Raw genomic sequence first — 18,282 nt, 5'->3', positions numbered from 1 at the left:
CTGAGATCCAGGGCACGGATGCGTGACAGCTGTCGATGGCCGACGATCGGAGGGATCCTTAGGTTTCACGGTGGTTCTCCGTGCCGTACCCGAATGGTCGGGTCGCGGCCTCTTGCCCGTTCTGTGGAGGTGCCCCGTGCTGGGTCCCGTGATTCTCGCCGCGTCGCGCAGCGACCGGATGCGACGCCTGATCTCGGCGGCCCCGGTGACCAAGCAGGTCGTCGACCGCTTCATCCCGGGCGAGACGGTCGACGACGTCGTGCCGATCATCCAGGATCTCACCGGCAAGGGGCTGGAGCTGACGATGGACGTCGTCGGCGAGGACATCACGACCCCCGAGCAGGCCGCGGCCGCGCGCGACGCCTACCTGGAGCTGATCGACCGGCTGGAACCCCTGGAGCTGGGCACCCGCGCCGAGATGTCGGTGAAGCTGTCGATGTTCGGCCAGGCGCTGGAGGACGGCCACGAGCTGGCCCTCAAGAACGTCCGTCCGGTCGTCGAGGCGGCCGCCGCGATCGGCACGACGGTCACGCTGGACGCGGAGGACCACACCACCCTCGACTCGATGTTCGCCATCCATGAGGAGCTGCGGAAGGACTTCCCGCAGACGGGCTGCGTCATCCAGGCCTACCTCTTCCGCACCGAGGCCGACGCCCGCCGCCTCGCCGCGAGCGGCAGCCGCGTGCGTATCGTGAAGGGGGCGTACAAGGAGCCCGCGTCGGTCGCGTACCAGAACAAGCACGAGACCGACAAGGCGTACGTCCGCATCCTGAGGACCCTCATGGAGGGCGAGGGATACCCGATGATCGGCTCCCACGACCCGCGCCTGATCTCCATCGCCCAGGAACTCGCCCACCGCGCCGGGCGCAAGATGGACGAGTACGAGTTCCAGATGCTCTACGGCATCCGCAGCGAGGAGCACCTGCGCCTGGCCGCCGAGGGCCACCGCATGCGCGTCTACACGGCGTACGGCACGGACTGGTACGGCTACTTCATGCGCCGTCTGGCCGAGAAGCCGGCGAACCTGCGCTTCTTCGTCCGCTCGATGGTCAGCAAGGGCTGAGCCCGCACCCCCGCTCGCAACACCGCTCACGTCAAGGAGTTACGGAACCCATGGACGCTGTGACCCAGGTCCCCACCCCCGTCAACGAGCCGGTGCACGGCTACGCCCCCGGCTCGCCCGAGCGCGGCCGCCTGGAAGCCAAGCTGAAGGAGCTGGCCGAGAACCCGATCGACCTTCCCTGCACCATCGGCGGTGTCCGGCGCATGGGCGGCGGCGAGGAGTTCCAGGTCGTGCAGCCGCACAACCACAAGTCCGTGCTCGGCACCTACCGCAACGCCACGCAGCAGGACGCCCAGGACGCCATCGACGCCGCGCTCGCCGCAGCGCCCGCCTGGCGCGCGATGTCCTTCGACGACCGCGCCGCGATCATCCTGCGCGCCGCAGAGCTGCTGGCCGGTCCCTGGCGCGAGACGCTGGCCGCCTCCACCATGCTCGGCCAGTCCAAGACCGCCCAGCAGGCCGAGATCGACACCCCGTGCGAGCTGGTCGACTTCTGGCGCTTCAACGTGCACTACGCCCGCCAGATCCTGGCCGAGCAGCCCCCGGCCAACTCCCCGGGCGTGTGGAACCGCCTCGACCACCGCCCGCTGGAGGGCTTCGTCTACGCGATCACGCCCTTCAACTTCAGTGCCATCGCCGGCAACCTGCCCACCGCCCCCGCGCTGATGGGCAACGTCGTGGTCTGGAAGCCGTCCCCGACCCAGACCCACGCCGCCGTCCTGCTGATGCAGCTCCTTCAGGAGGCGGGCCTGCCGAAGGGCGTCATCAACCTCCTCACCGGAGACGGCATCGAGGTCTCCAAGGTCGCCCTGGAGCACCGCGACCTCGCGGGCATCCACTTCACCGGTTCCACCAAGACCTTCCAGTACCTGTGGAAGACGGTCGGCAACAACATCGAGAAGTACCGCTCCTACCCGCGCCTGGTCGGCGAGACCGGCGGCAAGGACTTCGTCGTGGCCCACCCGTCGGCCGACCGCGCGGTCCTGAAGACGGCGCTCACCCGGGGTGCCTTCGAGTACCAGGGCCAGAAGTGCAGCGCCACCTCCCGCGCGTACATCCCGGCGTCGATCTGGAACGACGGCTTCAAGGAGCAGTTCGCGGCCGAGGTCGACGGCATCAGCATGGGTGACGTCACCGACCTGTCGAACTTCATCGGCGCCGTCATCGACGAGCGCGCCTTCGCCAAGAACAAGGCCGCGATCGACCGCGCCAAGGAGGACCCGGCCTGCACGATCGTCGCGGGCGGCTCCTACGACGACTCGGTGGGCTACTTCGTCCGTCCGACCGTCATCGAGTGCAGCGACCCGGAGAACGAGGTGTTCCGCACCGAGTACTTCGGCCCGATCCTCGCGGTCCACGTCTACGAGGACGACAAGTACGACGAGATGCTGACCCAGATGGAGTCGGTCTCGGACTACGCCCTGACGGGCTCGGTCATCGCGAACGACCGCGCGGCGGCGGCGTACACGGCCGAGAGGCTCCGCTACGCGGCCGGCAACTTCTACATCAACGACAAGTCGACCGGCGCCGTGGTCGGCCAGCAGCCCTTCGGCGGCGGCCGCGCCTCCGGCACGAACGACAAGGCGGGCGCCCCGCAGAACCTGCTGCGCTGGACCCTGACCCGCGCGATCAAGGAGACGCTGGTCCCGCCGACGGACTACACGTACCCGCACATGGGCTGACGCCCGCGACGGCCGGAACGGGCCGGGTTCCTGCACGGACCCGGCCCGTTGGCGTGTCCCGGGGCAGACTGGTCACATGATCGATGCGCGGACGGTGACCGCCGACGACGGCGTACACCTGTGGGCGGCGCGGTCGGGCCGGGGCGATCCGCTGGTCCTGTGCCACGGTGGGCCCGGCCTGTGGGACATGTTCGAGGACGTGGCGGAACTGCTCGGGGACCGGTCCACGGTGGTCCGCTGGGACCAGCGCGGCTGCGGGCGGTCGCAGAGGTGCGCCGGACCCTGGACGAGCGCCCGCTTCGTGGCCGATCTCGACGCCGTCCGACGGCGGTTCGGCCTCGACCGCATGGCCCTGCTCGGCCACTCCTGGGGCGCGCAACTGGCGTTGAGCTACGCGCTGACGCACCCGGAGAGGGTGCGGGCGCTGATCTATGTCTCCGGTACGGGCATCGACTCGGACGACACCTGGCACCCCGCCTACCGCGGGAACTTCCTCGCCAGACTCGGTGAGCAGCCCGAACGTCTCGTGCGATGGCGGGAGTTGACCGATCGCGTCGAGCGCACCGATGAGGAGGACCGGGAGCGGGCGGTCCTGCAGTGGTCGATCGAGTTCGAGGACCGCGAGCGGGCTCTGGAGCACGCCGGGCGCATGGCCGATCCCTGGTTCGGCGTCAACGACGAGTGCAACAGGGCCCTCAACGGGGAGCGGAAGCGCACCTGGGGCACCCCGGAGCTGCACGCCGCCTGCCGGACCCTCGACGTGCCCGTGCTGATCGTCGACGGCGGCCGGGACATCCGGCCGCGTTCGGCGGTCGACTCCCTGGAACGGGCCCTGCCGATGGTGCGGCGGGTGGTCCTGCCCGATGCCGGGCACATGCCCTGGACAGAGGGCCCGAAGGGATTCCGCCAGGCGGTCGCGGACGTGCTGTGACCCGGCGGGGGCCCGACGCCCTCGTGCGGGGTGCCTTCCGCACGAGGGCGCCGGGCCGGCCGGGGTCAGCGCTCACACGTCGTACGGCCCGCGTACGGACGGCAGGCGAGGGCCGCGAAGCCGCCGTCCGCCGCCACCGGCACCGCGAGGGTGTCCCCGCCGCGCACCGTGTGCGTCTCGCGCACCAGGCCCGACGGGCCGTCCGTCAGGGTCTCCACCAGCCAGGGCCCCGCGCCCAGCCGGATCGGCACGTCGGCCGTCTGCGCCGCGCCGGCGAACGTGCCCCCGATGAACCAGCGGCCGTCCGCCGAGCGCCGGGCCAGCACCGCGGAACGGCCCGGGTCGCCGGTCAGCAGCCGGGTCTCCTCCCAGCGGGCCGGAAGCTGCTCCAGGAAGCGCCGGGCCTCGGGGCGCGCGTCGTACGACTCCGGGGTGCCGGCGAGATTTTGGATGCCCGACTCGTACAGGACCGTCAGCCCCAACTCGCCCGCGTCGGAGCCCACGTTGGGGCGGTAAGGGCGGTGGAAGGCGCCCGGGGTGAAGTCCATGGACCCGATGACGTTCCGCGTGAACGGCAGGGACGCCAGGTGCTCCGCGGTGTTGTTGCGCTTCTCCTCACCGCCGACGCCCTCCATCGTCATGACCTGCGGCCAGGTGCGCTGGATGCCCTTGGGGACCGTCGAGCCGTGGAAGTTCACCATGAGGTGGTGTCGGGCCGTCGACTCCAGGACGTCGTCGTACCAGCGCATCCGCTCCTGGGACTCCGAGTCCATGAAGTCGATCTTCACTCCCTTCACGCCCCAGCGCTCCAGCCTGCCGAGCCACTTCTCGCGCTCGGCGGGGTCGGTGAGGAGCGTGTAGTGCAGCCAGACGTGGATGCCGACGCCCTTCGCCGCCGCGTAGCGCACCAGCTCGGGCATCCAGCTGTCCGTCTGCCAGTCCGGGTCGATGACGTCCCAGGCGTCGGGCTTGAAGTACCAGCCGGCGTCCACGACTTCGTACGGCCAGCCGCGCTCGGCCGCGTAGTCCACGTACTTCTCCTGCGCCGCGAGGCTCTGCCCGGCCGTCTTGCCGCCGGCCAGCCAGGTCCACAGGGCAGGGCCCGGCTTGATCCAGGAGGTGTCGCGGACGCGGGAGGCGGGGGCGAGGTCGTCCACGAAGGTGGACCCGGTGACGGTGGCCAGGTCACCGGTGATGACCGCTCGCCAGGGGGTGGTCAGGGCGCCGGTGGTGTCGATCGCGGCGTCGTCGTAGAGGCTCACGCCGTACGTCGGCGAGCCCGCCGTGTGTGTCAGATGGGCACCCGCGTAGGTGCCGGTGACGTCCGACTCGGCGATCAGCGCCCAGCCGCCGTCGGTGTGGAAGAGGGACTGCATCATGTACGCGCCCGCCGGTGCGGTCGCGGCCGACTCGTAGCGTTTGAAGGGCAGTTCGTTGTCGGCGCGGTAGGCACCGAGGGCGGCGCTCGCGCCGGCGGGGAGCGTGAAGGCGGACGTCTCGCGCAGGACGCCACCGTGGTTCTGCGGCAGCACATAGCGGTACGCGACGCCGTCCGGGGCGACCCGCGTCACCAGGTCGAGCCGGGCGCCCGTGGCGGTACGGAAGCGGAAGCGGGCCTCGGTCATACGGACGTCGCGTACGCGGGACTTGCCCGCGGTGCTCGTGTACCGCTCCGCGACCGCACGGCTGCTGCGGCCGATCAGACTCAACCCCTTGGAGAAGTCGGTCTGTCGGGTGACCAGGCCGACCGGCGACGGTTCCAGAACCGTGCGGCCGTCGCGTCTGACGGTGAGCGTCGGGTGCCCGTCGGACGGGTCGAGCGCGACGACGGCCGTCGGTGAGCCGTGAGGGCCGCGCACCTCCCAGGACGCCTCCCGTGCGGTGGCGCCGGCCTGTGCCGGAAGGGCCGACGCGGTGGTGGCGAGCAGTGCGGAGCAGAGGGCCAGGACGATGGTGCGGAGCCGTGGTCGGGCGGTCATGCGGAACCTCTCCCTGTCGCAGTCATCCGATGACTGTGAGGGTGGTGGCGCTATATGTCCATGTCAAGGCGTGTGACGCGGCCTATACATCGGACTGGAGGTCAAGCACAGGGTGAGAGGTCATGTAGAGGAACACCCGGAGTCGGGCCGTGAAGGGCGTCGCGCAGGGGAGCAACAGGGGGCGTCGGGCGGGGAGAACGTGACGGAACGAGTGATACTGATCACGTGACAGTCGGAGTCCGTACCGCCCACACCGCCGACCTCGACCCCGCCGAGCTCCGGGCCGTGCGCGCGCTGCTGGACGCCGCGTTCGACGGCTACGACGATGACGACTGGGAGCACGCGCTCGGCGGGATGCACGTGCTCGTCAGCGACGAGGAGGGGCTCGCCGCGCACGGGTCCGTCATCCAGCGGCGCGCCCGCTACCGCAAGCGCTGGCTGCGCGTCGGGTACGTCGAGGGCGTGGGCGTCCGCGCCGACGTGCGGCGCCAGGGGCTCGGCGGGCGTGTCATGGCCGAGGCCGAGCGGATCATCGACCGCGCCTACGACCTCGGCGCGCTCTCCGCCAGCGACGACGGTGCCCCCCTTTACGCCGCCCGGGGCTGGCGGCTCTGGCGCGGCCGTCTCTACGGTCTCGGCACCCGCGGTGTCGTCCGCCTGCGTGACGACGAGGACTGCACCTACGTGCGCCCCGCCGCTGCGGGCGACCTCGACTTCAAGCGCAAGCTGGTCTTCGACTGGCGCGACGGGGACGTCCTCTGATCGTCGACGACCGTTTTCGCAGGTCGCGCCCGTATGGCCCGCCGTGCCGTCTCAGATAGTAGGAAGTCCGAGTAATTGTGGAGACAGACGCCCTGTCCTCACTTACTTTTGTAGAAGCCGAACGTCTCGCTCGATCAAGCGAATGGCGGTCGAGAGCCGGGCCCCGTGCAGGCAACCCCTGCGGCACCGCTCCACGCCTCGGCTGGGGGCACCTCCCACGCGTTAAGCAGTGGGGGAGTCTCGTAACCCCCTTTCCGCACTCCCGGATGTCGAAGGAGTCGATTTCCCATGGCCGAGACGACCGCCCGCCGCCGAGTCCGTCACGTTTCCCGTACGAGCGAGTCCGACCGCAAGAACGCCGCCGCGGCGCTCCAGCGCGCCCTCGACCGCAGGGACAACGGCGGCGCGACCGGCCACTGAGCCGCGCCTCCGCATCCCAGCCCCTCACCCGTAAGGCCCGCACCCTCACCCATGAGGCTGCACCCATAAGCCGGGAGCCGCACCCGCACGAGGTGCGGCGCGGCCGGGCGCCCCGCGCCATCTGCCGCGCCGCATCTTGCTGTCGGGCCGGTGTCCGCATCGCGGACACCCCGTGTCATTGCGTGGGACAAGGAGTACGGTGCCGTCATGTCTCGCAGCATCAATCTCGCAGTGATTCCCGGTGACGGCATCGGCCAGGAGGTCGTGACCCAGGGGCTGAAGGTCCTCTCCGCCGTCCTTCCGCAGGATGTGAAGCTGGAGACCAAGGAGTACGACTTCGGCGCCCGGCGCTACCACGCCACCGGTGAGACCCTCACCGACGCCGACCTCGAGCAGCTCAAGCAGCACGACGCGATCCTGCTCGGCGCGATCGGCGACCCCTCGGTGCCGTCGGGCGTGCTGGAGCGCGGCTTCCTGCTCAAGCTCCGCTTCGCCTTCGACCACCACGTCAACCTGCGGCCCTCCAAGCTGCTGCCGGGTGTTGCGACCCCGCTCGCGGGTCAGCCCGAGATCGACTTCGTCGTGGTCCGCGAGGGCACCGAGGGCCCGTACACGGGCAACGGCGGCACCATCCGCAAGGGCACCCCGCACGAGGTCGCCACCGAGGTGTCCGTGAACACCGCCTTCGGCGTCGAGCGCGTGGTCCGGGACGCCTTCGCCCGCGCCCAGGCACGCCCGCGCAAGAAGCTGGCCCTGGTCCACAAGAACAACGTGCTCACGTTCGCGGGTCACCTGTGGACGAACATCTTCAACAAGGTGGCCGAGGAGTTCCCCGAGGTCACCACCGAGTACATGCACGTCGACGCGGCGACGATCTACCTCGTCACCCAGCCCGAGCGCTTCGACGTGATCGTCACCGACAACCTCTTCGGCGACATCATCACCGACCTCGCCGCCGCCATCTCCGGCGGCATCGGGGTCGCCGCCTCCGGCAACATCAACCCGTCCGGCGAGTTCCCGTCGATGTTCGAGCCCGTGCACGGCTCGGCACCCGACATCGCGGGCCAGGGCAAGGCCGACCCCTCGGCCACCGTCCTGTCGGTCGCCCTCCTGCTGCGTCACCTCGGCTACGAGGCCGAGGCCGCCCGCATCGAGGAGGCCGTCTCAACCGACCTCGCGGAGCGCGCGGGCAAGCCCGCCCGCACGACCGACGAGATCGGCGACGCGCTCGCCGTACGAGTAGCCGGCTGACCCGCCGACCTACTCACACCCCCTGAGTCAAGGCCGCCGGGTCGCAACCGCACCCGGCGGCTTTCCCATGCCCTCGCCGGGTGTCACCATCGACCCACCCTGTGCTACCCCTAGGGCCGTATTCACACCGTTTCTCCCCCGCAGCCCGAAAGGCGTGGGGGTGCCCCCATCCCTCACCCGCTTGTCATAATCGAACGCGGAGCCGCGGATTGAGGGAATGCTCGGACGTCCTAGCACCGGCCACTGCCGGTGCGGGAGTGAGCGCGGCCCGTCACGACAACCGGTGAAGGACAACCACACATGACGACGCCCACGATCGAGCTGAAGCCCTCCTCCAACCCGCTCTCCGACGCGGAGCGGGAGGCGATCCTGGCCAACCCCGGGTTCGGCCGCCACTTCACCGACCACATGGTGACGATCAGGTGGACCGAGGGGCGGGGCTGGCACGACGGTCAGCTCGTCCCCTACGCGCCCATCTCCCTCGACCCGGCCACCAACGTCCTGCACTACGCGCAGGAGATCTTCGAGGGGCTCAAGGCCTACCGTCAGCCCGACGGCTCCGTCGCCACCTTCCGCCCGGAGATGAACGCCCTGCGCTTCCAGCGTTCCGCCAAGCGCCTCGCGATGCCCGAGCTGCCGGTCGAGACCTTCATCGAGGCGTGTGACCTGCTCGTCCAGCAGGACAAGGCGTGGGTGCCGGCGCACGGCGGCGAGGAGTCCCTCTACCTGCGCCCCTTCATGATCGCCACCGAGGTCGGCCTGGGCGTCAAGCCCGCCAACGAGTACCTCTTCCTGGTCATCGCCTCCCCGGCCGGCGCGTACTTCCCGGGCGGTGTGAAGCCCGTCTCGATCTGGGCGTCCGAGGACCGCGTCCGCGCCGTCCCCGGCGGCATGGGCGACGCCAAGACCGGCGGCAACTACGCGGCCTCCCTGCTCGCCCAGGCCGAGGCCGCCGCCAAGGGCTGCGACCAGGTCTGCTACCTCGACGCCGTGGAGCACAAGTGGGTCGAGGAACTCGGCGGCATGAACCTGTACTTCGTGTACGGCAACAAGATCGTCACTCCGAAGCTGACCGGTTCCATCCTGGAGGGCGTCACCCGTGACTCGCTGCTGACGGTCGCCCGTGACCTGGGCTACGAGGCCGAGGAGGGTCGCGTCTCCATCGACCAGTGGCAGGCCGACTCCGAGAACGGCACCCTCACCGAGGTCTTCGCCTGCGGCACCGCCGCGGTCATCACCCCGGTCGGCACGGTCAAGCGCGCCACCGCGGAGTGGAAGCAGTCGGGCGGCGAGCCGGGCGAGGTCACGCTGAAGCTCCGCGAGGCGCTGCTCGACATCCAGCGGGGCACGCGCGAGGACACGCACGGCTGGATGCACAAGCTGGGCTGACGCCCGCCGCACCTCTTCAGGGACCGCCCCGGACTTTCACCTGCGGGGCGGCCCTCTTTTCTCCCGTACGGGAGCAGGCGGCCGGCCCGCGGATGCGTCATGAACGCAATGAACGAAACCCGAGGCGCTCTTGTCGCACCCGCGAACGCCCGGCACGTTACGGCCCATGGGACGAGAGCACTGGAAGAAGATCTGGATCGGCTCGGCCGGCAACATGGTGGAGTGGTACGACTGGTTCGTCTACGCCAGCTTCGCCACCTACTTCGCCGGGGCGTTCTTCCCCGACGGCAACCCCACGGCCCAGCTCATGAACACCGCGGGCATCTTCGCGGTCGGCTTCTTCATGCGCCCGGTCGGCGGCTGGCTGCTCGGCCGGGTCGGTGACCGCAGGGGCCGCAAGGCCGCGCTGACCCTCACGGTCACGCTGATGTCCGCCTCCGCGATCCTCATCGCGATCGCGCCGACGTACGCCGTCGCCGGGTACGGCGGCGCGGCGGTGCTGCTCGTCGCCCGACTGCTGCAGGGGCTGTCGGTGGGCGGCGAGTACGCGGCCAGCGCGACCTACCTCACCGAGGCGTCCGACCCTCGCAGGCGCGGCTTCGCCTCCAGCTTCCAGTACGTGTCGATGACCGCCGGCCAGATCGTCGGCCTCGGCCTGCAGATCGTCCTCCAGCGCACCATGTCCGACGACGCGCTGCACGACTACGGCTGGCGCATCCCGTTCGTACTGGGCGCCCTCGGCGCGGCGGTGGTCTTCTACCTGCGCCGGAACATGCTGGAGACGGACGTCTACGAGGCCGAGGCCGACGAGAGGGAAGGCGAGGAGCGCGGCACGCTGCGCGCGCTGTGGCGGCACAAGCGCGAGGCGTTCCTGGTGATCGCACTGACCATGGGAGGCACGGTCGCGTACTACACCTACACCACGTATCTGACGAAGTACCTGTCGAACTCGGCGGGCCTGCCCAAACAGACCGCGACCCTGGTCTCCTTCACCGCGCTGATCGTCTTCGCCTGCCTCCAGCCGCTCGCCGGCCGGCTCTCCGACCGGATCGGCCGCCGGCCTCTGCTGATCACCTTCGCGGTCGGCTCGACCCTGCTGACGGTCCCGATCATGACGTTGCTGAAGCAGGCGGACAGCTTCTGGCCGGCTCTCGGCCTGGCGCTGCTGGCCCTGGTCGTGGTCACCGGATACACCTCGATCAACGCCTGTGTGAAGGCCGAGCTGTTCCCGACACGCGTCCGCGCGCTGGGTGTGGCGCTTCCCTATGCGGTGGCCAACGCCCTGTTCGGCGGAACGGCGGAATACGTCGCCCTGTGGTTCAAGGACGCGGGCGCCGAGTCCGGCTTCTTCTGGTACGTCGCGGCCTGTGCGGCCGTCTCGCTGGTCGTGTACGTCACCATGCGGGAGACCAGGGACCTGGACCTCACCCGGATGAAGGACGGGCAGTCCTCCTCCTTGACGACCGCATCCTGAGACGGCGGTGAGCGCGGGGGCGGACTGTGCCAAACTGCCCCCGTGCTCTCGTTCGCCATGATTATTGGCAGCAGGCGCGCCGGTCCGCAGTGACCGCCACGTACGACCAGGTACGGGTGGCCACCGTCGTCCTCGACCCGCGCGCAGACCTCTCGCACCCGCGAGGGGTTTTTTCGTTTCCTGGCCCACCTTCAGCCGGGGGCGGAGCGCGAGGGAGTATGGGGGGACGGTGGAACCGGTCATTCCGGTAAGACCGAGATCCAAAACAGGAGCCTTGAGACCATGACCGAGACGGCAACCAGCGAGCTCGACGACTCGTTCCACGTCTTCGACACGACGCTGCGCGACGGCGCGCAGCGCGAGGGGATCAACCTCACCGTCGCGGACAAGCTGGCCATCGCACGGCACCTGGACGACTTCGGCGTGGGCTTCATCGAGGGCGGCTGGCCCGGCGCGAACCCGCGGGACACCGAGTTCTTCGCGCGCGCCCAGCAGGAGATCGCCTTCCGGCACGCCCAGCTGGTGGCCTTCGGCGCGACGCGCCGCGCGGGCGGCAAGGCCGCGGAGGACCCGCAGGTCAAGGCGCTGCTGGACTCGGGGGCTCCGGTGATCACGCTGGTCGCCAAGTCCCACGACCGCCATGTCGAACTGGCGCTGCGCACGACGCTCGACGAGAACCTGGAGATGATCCGCGACACGGTGTCCCACCTGCGGGCGCAGGGCCGGCGGGTCTTCGTCGACTGCGAGCACTTCTTCGACGGCTACCGGGCGAACGCCGCGTACGCCAAGTCGGTGGTGCGTACGGCGGCCGAGGCGGGCGCGGACGTGGTCATCCTCTGCGACACGAACGGCGGCATGCTGCCCGCCCAGGTCCACGCGGTGGTCTCGACGGTGCTGGCGGACACGGGTGCCCGGCTCGGCATCCACGCCCAGGACGACACGGGCTGCGCGGTCGCGAACACCCTCGCGGCGGTGGACGCGGGTGCGACGCACGTGCAGTGCACGGCGAACGGGTACGGCGAGCGGGTGGGCAACGCCAACCTGTTCCCGGTGGTGGCGGCCCTGGAGCTGAAGTACGGCAAGAAGGTGCTGCCGGAGGGCCGTCTGCGCGAGATGACGCGCATCAGCCACGCGATCGCGGAGGTCGTGAACCTCACGCCCTCCACCCACCAGCCGTACGTGGGCGTCTCGGCCTTCGCCCACAAGGCGGGCCTGCACGCCTCGGCCATCAAGGTGGACCCGGACCTGTACCAGCACATCGACCCGGAACTGGTCGGCAACACCATGCGGATGCTGGTCTCCGACATGGCGGGCCGGGCCTCGGTGGAGCTCAAGGGCAAGGAACTGGGCATCGACCTGGGCGGTGACCGCGAGCTGGTGGGCCGGGTGGTCGAGCGCGTCAAGGAGCGGGAGCTCAAGGGCTACACGTACGAGGCGGCGGACGCGAGCTTCGAACTGCTCCTGCGCGAGGAGGTGGCGGGCAAGCCGCTGCGCTACTTCCGCACGGAGTCCTGGCGGGCGATCGTCGAGGACCGCCCGGACGGCACGCACGCCAACGAGGCCACGGTGAAGCTGTGGGCGAAGAGCGAGCGGATCGTGGCGACGGCGGAGGGCAACGGCCCGGTCAACGCCCTGGACCGCGCCCTGCGCGTGGCCCTGGAGAAGATCTACCCGCAGCTGGCCGCCCTCGACCTGGTCGACTACAAGGTCCGCATCCTGGAGGGCAAGCACGGCACCCAGTCCACGACCCGCGTCCTGATCTCCACGTCGGACGGCAAGGGCGAATGGTCCACGGTGGGCGTGGCGGAGAACGTGATCGCGGCATCGTGGCAGGCCTTGGAGGACGCGTACACCTACGGCCTGTTGCGGGCCGGCGTGGAACCGGCGGAGTAGCCCCCGAAGCCACCCGTGCCCCCACGCCGCGGACTGCCGCCCCCAACCCCCGCTGCCGGCCTCACGACACGGGCTGCGGGGCGGCCCCCCGGACGGGGCCTGGGGTGGAGCCTCCGCGAAGTGCGGGGGCCGGCCCTGGGGTTCGGGGCCGAGCCCCCGGTGGGGGTGAAGGGGCGGAGCCCCTGGAGGTGGGACGGGTAGGGGCGGCGGGGGCGAGAACCCCCCGGGAGGGCTACTGCAACCGCCACTTCTGGTTCGCCGCACCCGTGCACGACCAGATCTGCGCCCGCGCCCCGTTCGCCGACGAGTTGTCCGTGACGTCCAGGCACTTGTTCGCGGCGATGTTCACCACGTCACCCGTCGACGAGTTGTACGACCACTGCTGCGCTCCCGTGCCGTTGCAGTCGTACAACTGCGCCTTCGCCCCGTCAGCCGTCGACCCGGACGTCACGTCCAGGCACTTCCCGAGCGCCTGGATCGACCCGTCGGCCTTCACCGTCCACTGCTGCGCGGCCGTCCCGTTGCAGTCGTAGAGCTGCACGGCCGTGCCGTCGGCGTTCGACGCCCCCGCCACGTCCAGGCACTTGCCCGCGAGCCCCACGAACGCCCCCGCCCGGTCGCCGCCGCCCGACTGCGCACCCGACCACGTGAACGTCGCCGACGTCTTCCCCGGCAGCGAGTACGTCGCGTGCTGCCCGCCCCAGTCGATCGTCACCGTCTTCGCCGACGTGGCGTCGTTGTACGCGATCAGTGCCTTCGAACCGTCCGGGTTCCGCCACGCCACGTTCGGCACGGACGACGACGCCGTCGAGGCGATGCGCTGCGCGCCCGGCCGTACGAACTTCGTCAGATGCCCCATCGTGTAGTACTCGACCGTGTAGTCGACCGTCCCGCTCGCACCGTCCCCGTTGTGGACCGTGATCAGTCCGGTGCAGGTGCCGCAGCCGCCGTTGTGCGGCCCCCTGTTCTGGTCGACGGCCAGCGACCACTTCGTCACGGACTTCGCCCAGTTCCGGGTGTAGTCGACGATGTTGAGCATGTCCTCGCGCTGCTGGTTCGCGATCCAGGTGCCGCCCGAGTGCTCCGTGCCGAACGCGTCCAGCTGCGGGTACTGGTTGTGGACGGCCGTCTGCTTCGTCACGTCACCCCCGTACCCGTGCCAGGCGATCCCGCCGAAGTTCGGGTGCGAGCGGATGGCCGCGTCGTCCACCGTCTGGGCGGCGTAGGAGTCGTAGGTGTCCCAGTTCCAGTCGTGCGCCAGCACCTTCGTCGTCAGACCCGCCGCCTGGAGCTTCGGCAGCAGCTCGTTCTTCGTGAAGTAGGCGAGCCCGGACGCGTTCCAGCTCATCGACGGGTAACCCGAGCAGCACGTCGGCTCGTTCTGGGCCGTGACGTACGTGACGGGGATGCCCTGGTCCCGGTAGGCCTGGAGGTACTTCACGAAGTACGAGGCGTACGCCCCGTAGTCCTCAGCCTTCAGCCAGCCTCCGTTCAGCTGCCCGCTGTCCTTCATCCAGGCGGGCGCGGTCCACGGGGAGGCCATCACCGTCAGCTGCGGGTTCAGCTGGAGCGCCTGCCTCGTCAGCGGCACCACGTCCGCCAGGTCGTGCGTGATGGAGAACCTCGCCAGCGACGGGTCGTTCTGACCGGCCGGCACGTCGTCGTACGTGTATCCGTAGCGCGCCAGGTCGGAGGCGCCCATCGGATTGCGCAGGAACGACAGGCCGATCCCGTCCGTCGGCGAGAACAGCTTCCGCATCGTCGCGTCCCGCGTCGCCTGCGTGAGCGCCCCGCTGCTGTTCATCAGCCAGGCCGCGGTGTCCGTGAAGGACGCCCCGCCGCCGGTGAAGGTCTGGTAGCGCGTGTTCTCGTCCACGGTGATGTTCTCACCGCTGCCACCGGTGCCGGACTGGAAGGCGAACGGCGTCTGCGGCTGCAGACCCCGCACCACATGGCGCCCGCCCGAGTCGTCGGTCGTGGTGAGCCAGGCGGTGACCTGTTCGCCGGCCGCGTGCGCCGGCGTGGCCGTCGCGAACCCGGCGGCGGTGAGCAGCCCGGCGAGCAGCAGCCGGACCGTGCGCCTGTGTCTGTTCATGGAGCGCCGCCCTTCTGGAGGTGGGGGATGGGGGCGTGCGAGGCGTGAGTAAATGACGGCTTCGTACACGCGTCAAGGGTGTGCGCGTTCAGAATCTGAATCGACAAGGGGCGTGATTCGGCAGGGAGTTGTGTCTTTGCCCGTTCTGACGTGCGGTCTTGACGGGTGCCCGGGGCGCTAGTTAACTCACGGCGTGATCTAAGTCTTGAGCGAACCATGACGACTTGATGAGTCGAGGGAAGGTCCGTCCATGCGAAGAACCGCCCTGCTCGCCTCCGCCGCCCTGCTCACCGCCCTGATCCCCCTGGCGTCGGCGCGCGCGGCCGACGACCCCACCCCCGCCCCTGCCCCCGTCGACCGCTTCGAGGGCGAGGTGCCCTTCGCGAACCAGCCCGCCGAGGGCATCTTCACCTGGGGCGGCGACAGCGACGACCCGCCCACGCTCCGACTGGCCGACCGCGCCGACGCCCCCGAGGGCGCCAAGGTCCTCTCGGGCACCTACGACATCAGCGGCTACGGCGGCTTCACCCACGACTTCGCCGCGGACCAGCCGGCCCACGACTGGTCCGCCCACAAGGGAATCCGCTTCTGGTGGGACGGCCAGGACAACGGCAAGAAGATCGCCTTCGAGATCAAGGACGGCGGCGCGAACGGCGAGGCGTCGGAGCTGTGGACGACCTCCTTCACCGACGACTTCACCGGCTGGAAACAGATCGAGATCCCCTTCACCGACTTCACTTATCGCACGGACTACCAGCCGGTCGGCGGTATCGACCACGTCCTCGGCCTCACCGGGATGTGGGGCTACGCCGTCACCCTGCCGGTCGGCGTCAAGGGCCATTTCGCGATGGACGACGTGGAGCTGTACGGCAGGGCCGACCAGTCGCTGCGCGCCTCCGTCACCACCGACGCCCCCGTCCACCCGGTGAAGGAGGGGGGAACGGCGACCGTCAGGGTCACCGTCGCCACCACCGGCTCCGCTCCGATCGACGAGCCCGTGAGCGTGCGGTACGAGACCGGCGGCGGCAGCGCCGAGCCCGGCAAGGACTACACCCCGGTCTCCGGCACCCTCACCTTCCCCGCGGGCACCGCCTCCGGCGCCTCCCGGACCATCCAGGTCCCCACCTTGAAGGACAGGTCCGCCGAGCCCGCCGAGACCATCCCCGTCAAGCTCACGGTCACCGGAGCCAAGGCCCCGGCCGAGACGCCCCAGGTGGTCATCGACGCCCACGGACTGCCGTACCTGGACAGAGAGTTGCCCGTCAGGAAGCGCGTCGCGGACCTCCTCTCCCGTATGAGCCCGCAGGAGAAGGCCGGCCAGATGACCCAGGCCGAGCGCGCCGCCCTCAGCGACCAGGGCGACATCGCCACCTATGCCCTCGGCTCACTCCTCTCGGGCGGCGGCTCCACCCCCACGCCCAACACCCCCGAGGCCTGGGCGAAGATGATCGACGGCTTCCAGCTCCAGGCGCAGGCCACCCGCTTCCAGATCCCGCTGATCTACGGCGTGGACGCGGTGCACGGCCACAACAACCTCACCGGTGCCACGATCATGCCCCACAACATCGGCATCGGAGCGACCAGAGACCCCCGACTGGCCGGGAAGACCGGGGCGGTGACCGCCTCCGAGGTGCGCGCCACCGGCGTCCCGTGGGACTTCGCGCCCTGCCTGTGCGTCACCCGTGACGAACGCTGGGGCCGCTCCTACGAGTCCTTCGGCGAGGACCCGGCGCTCGTGCAGTCCATGGAGACGATCATCCAGGGCCTGCAGGGAAGGCCGGACGGGCGCGACCTGAGCCGTGACGACAAGGTGCTCGCCACCGCCAAGCACTTCGTCGGCGACGGCGGCACCGCGTACGGCTCGTCGACCACCGGCTCCTACACCATCGACCAGGGCGTCACCACGGTCACCCGGCAGCAGCTGGAGGCCGTCCACCTGGCGCCGTACAAGACGGCCGTCCGGCGCGGCATCGGCTCGGTCATGCCGTCGTACTCCTCGCTCGACATCGTCGGCGACGGCCAGGGCCCCGTGAAGATGCACGCCCGCGGCGACATGATCAACGGTGTGCTCAAGGGCCGTATGGGCTTCGACGGCTTCGTCATCAGCGACTGGAACGCCATCGACCAGCTCCCCGGCGACTACGCGTCCCACGTCCGCTCGGCGGTCGACGCGGGCGTCGACATGATGATGGTGCCGTATGCGTACAAGGACTTCCGTACGACACTCGTCGACGAGGTGAAGGCCGGGCGCATCAGCGAGCGGCGCGTCGACGACGCCGTCTCCCGCATCCTCACGCAGAAGTTCAGGCTGGGGCTCTTCGAGCACCCCTACGCCGACACCACCGGTGCCGCGCGGATCGGCTCGGCGGCCCACCGGGCCGTGGCCCGCCAGGCGGCCGCCGAGTCCCAGGTCCTGCTGAAGAACGCGCACGGTGTGCTGCCGCTGAAGAAGAACCAGAAGGTGTACGTCGCCGGCTCCGACGCCGACGACCTCGGCAACCAGACCGGCGGCTGGACCCTCACCTGGCAGGGCTCCTCCGGCACCCACACCCGGGGCACGACCATCCTCCAGGGCATGCGGAAGGCCGCGCCGGACGCGACCATCACCTACTCCAAGGACGCTTCGGCACCGACGAACGGCTACGACGTCGGCGTGGTCGTCGTCGGCGAGACCCCTTACGCCGAGGGCGTCGGTGACGTCGGCAACGGCCACGACCTGCGGCTCTCCACCGCCGACCAGGCCGCCGTCGACAAGGTGTGCGGGGCCATGAAGTGCGCGGTGCTGATCGTCTCCGGGCGCCCGCAGATCATCGGCGACCGGCTCGGCGAGATCGACGCCCTCGTGGCGTCCTGGCTGCCCGGCACGGAGGGCGACGGCGTGGCGGACGTCCTCTACGGCAGGCGGCCCTTCACCGGGCAGCTCCCCGTCACCTGGCCGCGGTCGGAGAACCAGCTGCCGATCAACGTCGGCGACGCCTCGTACGATCCGCAGTTCCCGTACGGGTGGGGGCTCACCACGCTGACCAAGGTCCCCCAGGGAGGCGCGGCGACCCTGAAGGCGCTCGCGCTCGCGGCCGCCGCGGCCGAGAGGACGGGCTCCGACCGGGCCGGACGCGAGATCGTCACCAGGGCCCGGCTGCTCGTCCAGCAGAAGGCGGGATCCGAGATGACCGCGGCCGTCGCGAAACCGTTCGCCGACGCCGACCACCTGCTCCTGACGGGCAGGTACGCGGCAGCCGTGGCCGAGCTGACGCAGGCCTACCGGGCTGCGGCCTGACGGACCCGGTGCGGGTGGGCGGTGCGTTGCCGCCCACCCGCACCGACCTCCGCGTTCGGGCGCCTT

12 protein-coding genes are annotated in these 18,282 nt (G+C 70.2%); 10 read left to right on the top strand and 2 right to left on the bottom strand.

Translation table 11 applies throughout. The annotated features are described in order from the left end of the window. Positions 1-136 precede the first annotated feature (136 nt). From ACIRC0_RS30165 to ACIRC0_RS30155, 3 genes are all read left to right on the top strand, one after another. A complete protein-coding gene (locus tag ACIRC0_RS30165; RefSeq protein ID WP_403622147.1) occupies positions 137-1,063 on the top strand; it encodes a proline dehydrogenase family protein in 927 nt (308 codons plus the stop codon). Between the two features lie 50 nt (positions 1,064-1,113). After that, positions 1,114-2,745 (top strand): L-glutamate gamma-semialdehyde dehydrogenase, encoded by a 1,632-nt coding sequence (gene pruA, locus ACIRC0_RS30160; RefSeq protein WP_403622144.1) that lies wholly within the window; start codon positions 1,114-1,116, stop codon positions 2,743-2,745. A 76-nt stretch (positions 2,746-2,821) separates the two neighbouring features. Then, positions 2,822-3,676 (top strand): alpha/beta fold hydrolase, encoded by an 855-nt coding sequence (locus ACIRC0_RS30155; RefSeq protein WP_403622141.1) that lies wholly within the window; start codon positions 2,822-2,824, stop codon positions 3,674-3,676. Between the two features lie 65 nt (positions 3,677-3,741). On the opposite strand, the gene ACIRC0_RS30150 is transcribed toward ACIRC0_RS30155, so the two are convergent. Continuing rightward, entirely contained in the window at positions 3,742-5,655 is a 1,914-nt protein-coding gene (locus ACIRC0_RS30150; protein WP_403622138.1) for a glycoside hydrolase family 97 catalytic domain-containing protein, read from the bottom strand. A gap of 225 nt (positions 5,656-5,880) precedes the next feature. Between ACIRC0_RS30150 and ACIRC0_RS30145 the strand changes: the two genes are divergently transcribed. The 6 genes from ACIRC0_RS30145 to cimA all read left to right on the top strand — a co-directional run bounded on the left by ACIRC0_RS30145 (position 5,881) and on the right by cimA (position 12,844). Continuing rightward, positions 5,881-6,417: a GNAT family N-acetyltransferase gene (locus tag ACIRC0_RS30145; RefSeq protein WP_403622135.1), complete on the top strand. Its 537-nt coding sequence runs from the start codon at positions 5,881-5,883 to the stop codon at positions 6,415-6,417. 288 nt (positions 6,418-6,705) lie between these two features. Continuing rightward, on the top strand, positions 6,706-6,837 hold the full coding sequence (locus ACIRC0_RS30140; RefSeq protein ID WP_103838047.1) for a hypothetical protein: 132 nt from the start codon (positions 6,706-6,708) through the stop codon (positions 6,835-6,837). Positions 6,838-7,044: 207 nt separating this feature from the next. After that, a complete protein-coding gene (locus tag ACIRC0_RS30135) occupies positions 7,045-8,088 on the top strand; it encodes a 3-isopropylmalate dehydrogenase (protein WP_403622132.1) in 1,044 nt (347 codons plus the stop codon). 300 nt (positions 8,089-8,388) lie between these two features. Next, on the top strand, positions 8,389-9,477 hold the full coding sequence (locus ACIRC0_RS30130) for a branched-chain amino acid aminotransferase (protein ID WP_403622129.1): 1,089 nt from the start codon (positions 8,389-8,391) through the stop codon (positions 9,475-9,477). 166 nt (positions 9,478-9,643) lie between these two features. Further along, entirely contained in the window at positions 9,644-10,951 is a 1,308-nt protein-coding gene (locus ACIRC0_RS30125) for an MFS transporter (RefSeq protein WP_403622127.1), read from the top strand. 282 nt (positions 10,952-11,233) lie between these two features. After that, complete coding sequence (gene cimA / locus ACIRC0_RS30120; RefSeq protein ID WP_403622124.1) at positions 11,234-12,844, top strand: citramalate synthase; 1,611 nt, start codon at positions 11,234-11,236, stop codon at positions 12,842-12,844. A 232-nt stretch (positions 12,845-13,076) separates the two neighbouring features. Here the strand turns inward: cimA and ACIRC0_RS30115 are convergent, their stop codons facing one another. Further along, positions 13,077-14,939: a ricin-type beta-trefoil lectin domain protein gene (locus tag ACIRC0_RS30115; RefSeq protein ID WP_403622121.1), complete on the bottom strand. Its 1,863-nt coding sequence runs from the start codon at positions 14,937-14,939 to the stop codon at positions 13,077-13,079. A gap of 250 nt (positions 14,940-15,189) precedes the next feature. Here ACIRC0_RS30115 and ACIRC0_RS30110 point away from each other — a divergent pair, with 250 nt between their 5' ends. After that, complete coding sequence (locus ACIRC0_RS30110; protein ID WP_403622118.1) at positions 15,190-18,216, top strand: glycoside hydrolase family 3 protein; 3,027 nt, start codon at positions 15,190-15,192, stop codon at positions 18,214-18,216. The last annotated feature ends 66 nt before the right edge of the window (positions 18,217-18,282 follow it).

It is taken from the genome of Streptomyces sp. NPDC093984 (assembly GCF_044764595.1).
In the GTDB taxonomy this organism is placed as follows: Bacteria; Actinomycetota; Actinomycetes; order Streptomycetales; family Streptomycetaceae; genus Streptomyces; species Streptomyces cynarae.
This window is presented reverse-complemented; position numbering and strand designations above follow the sequence as displayed.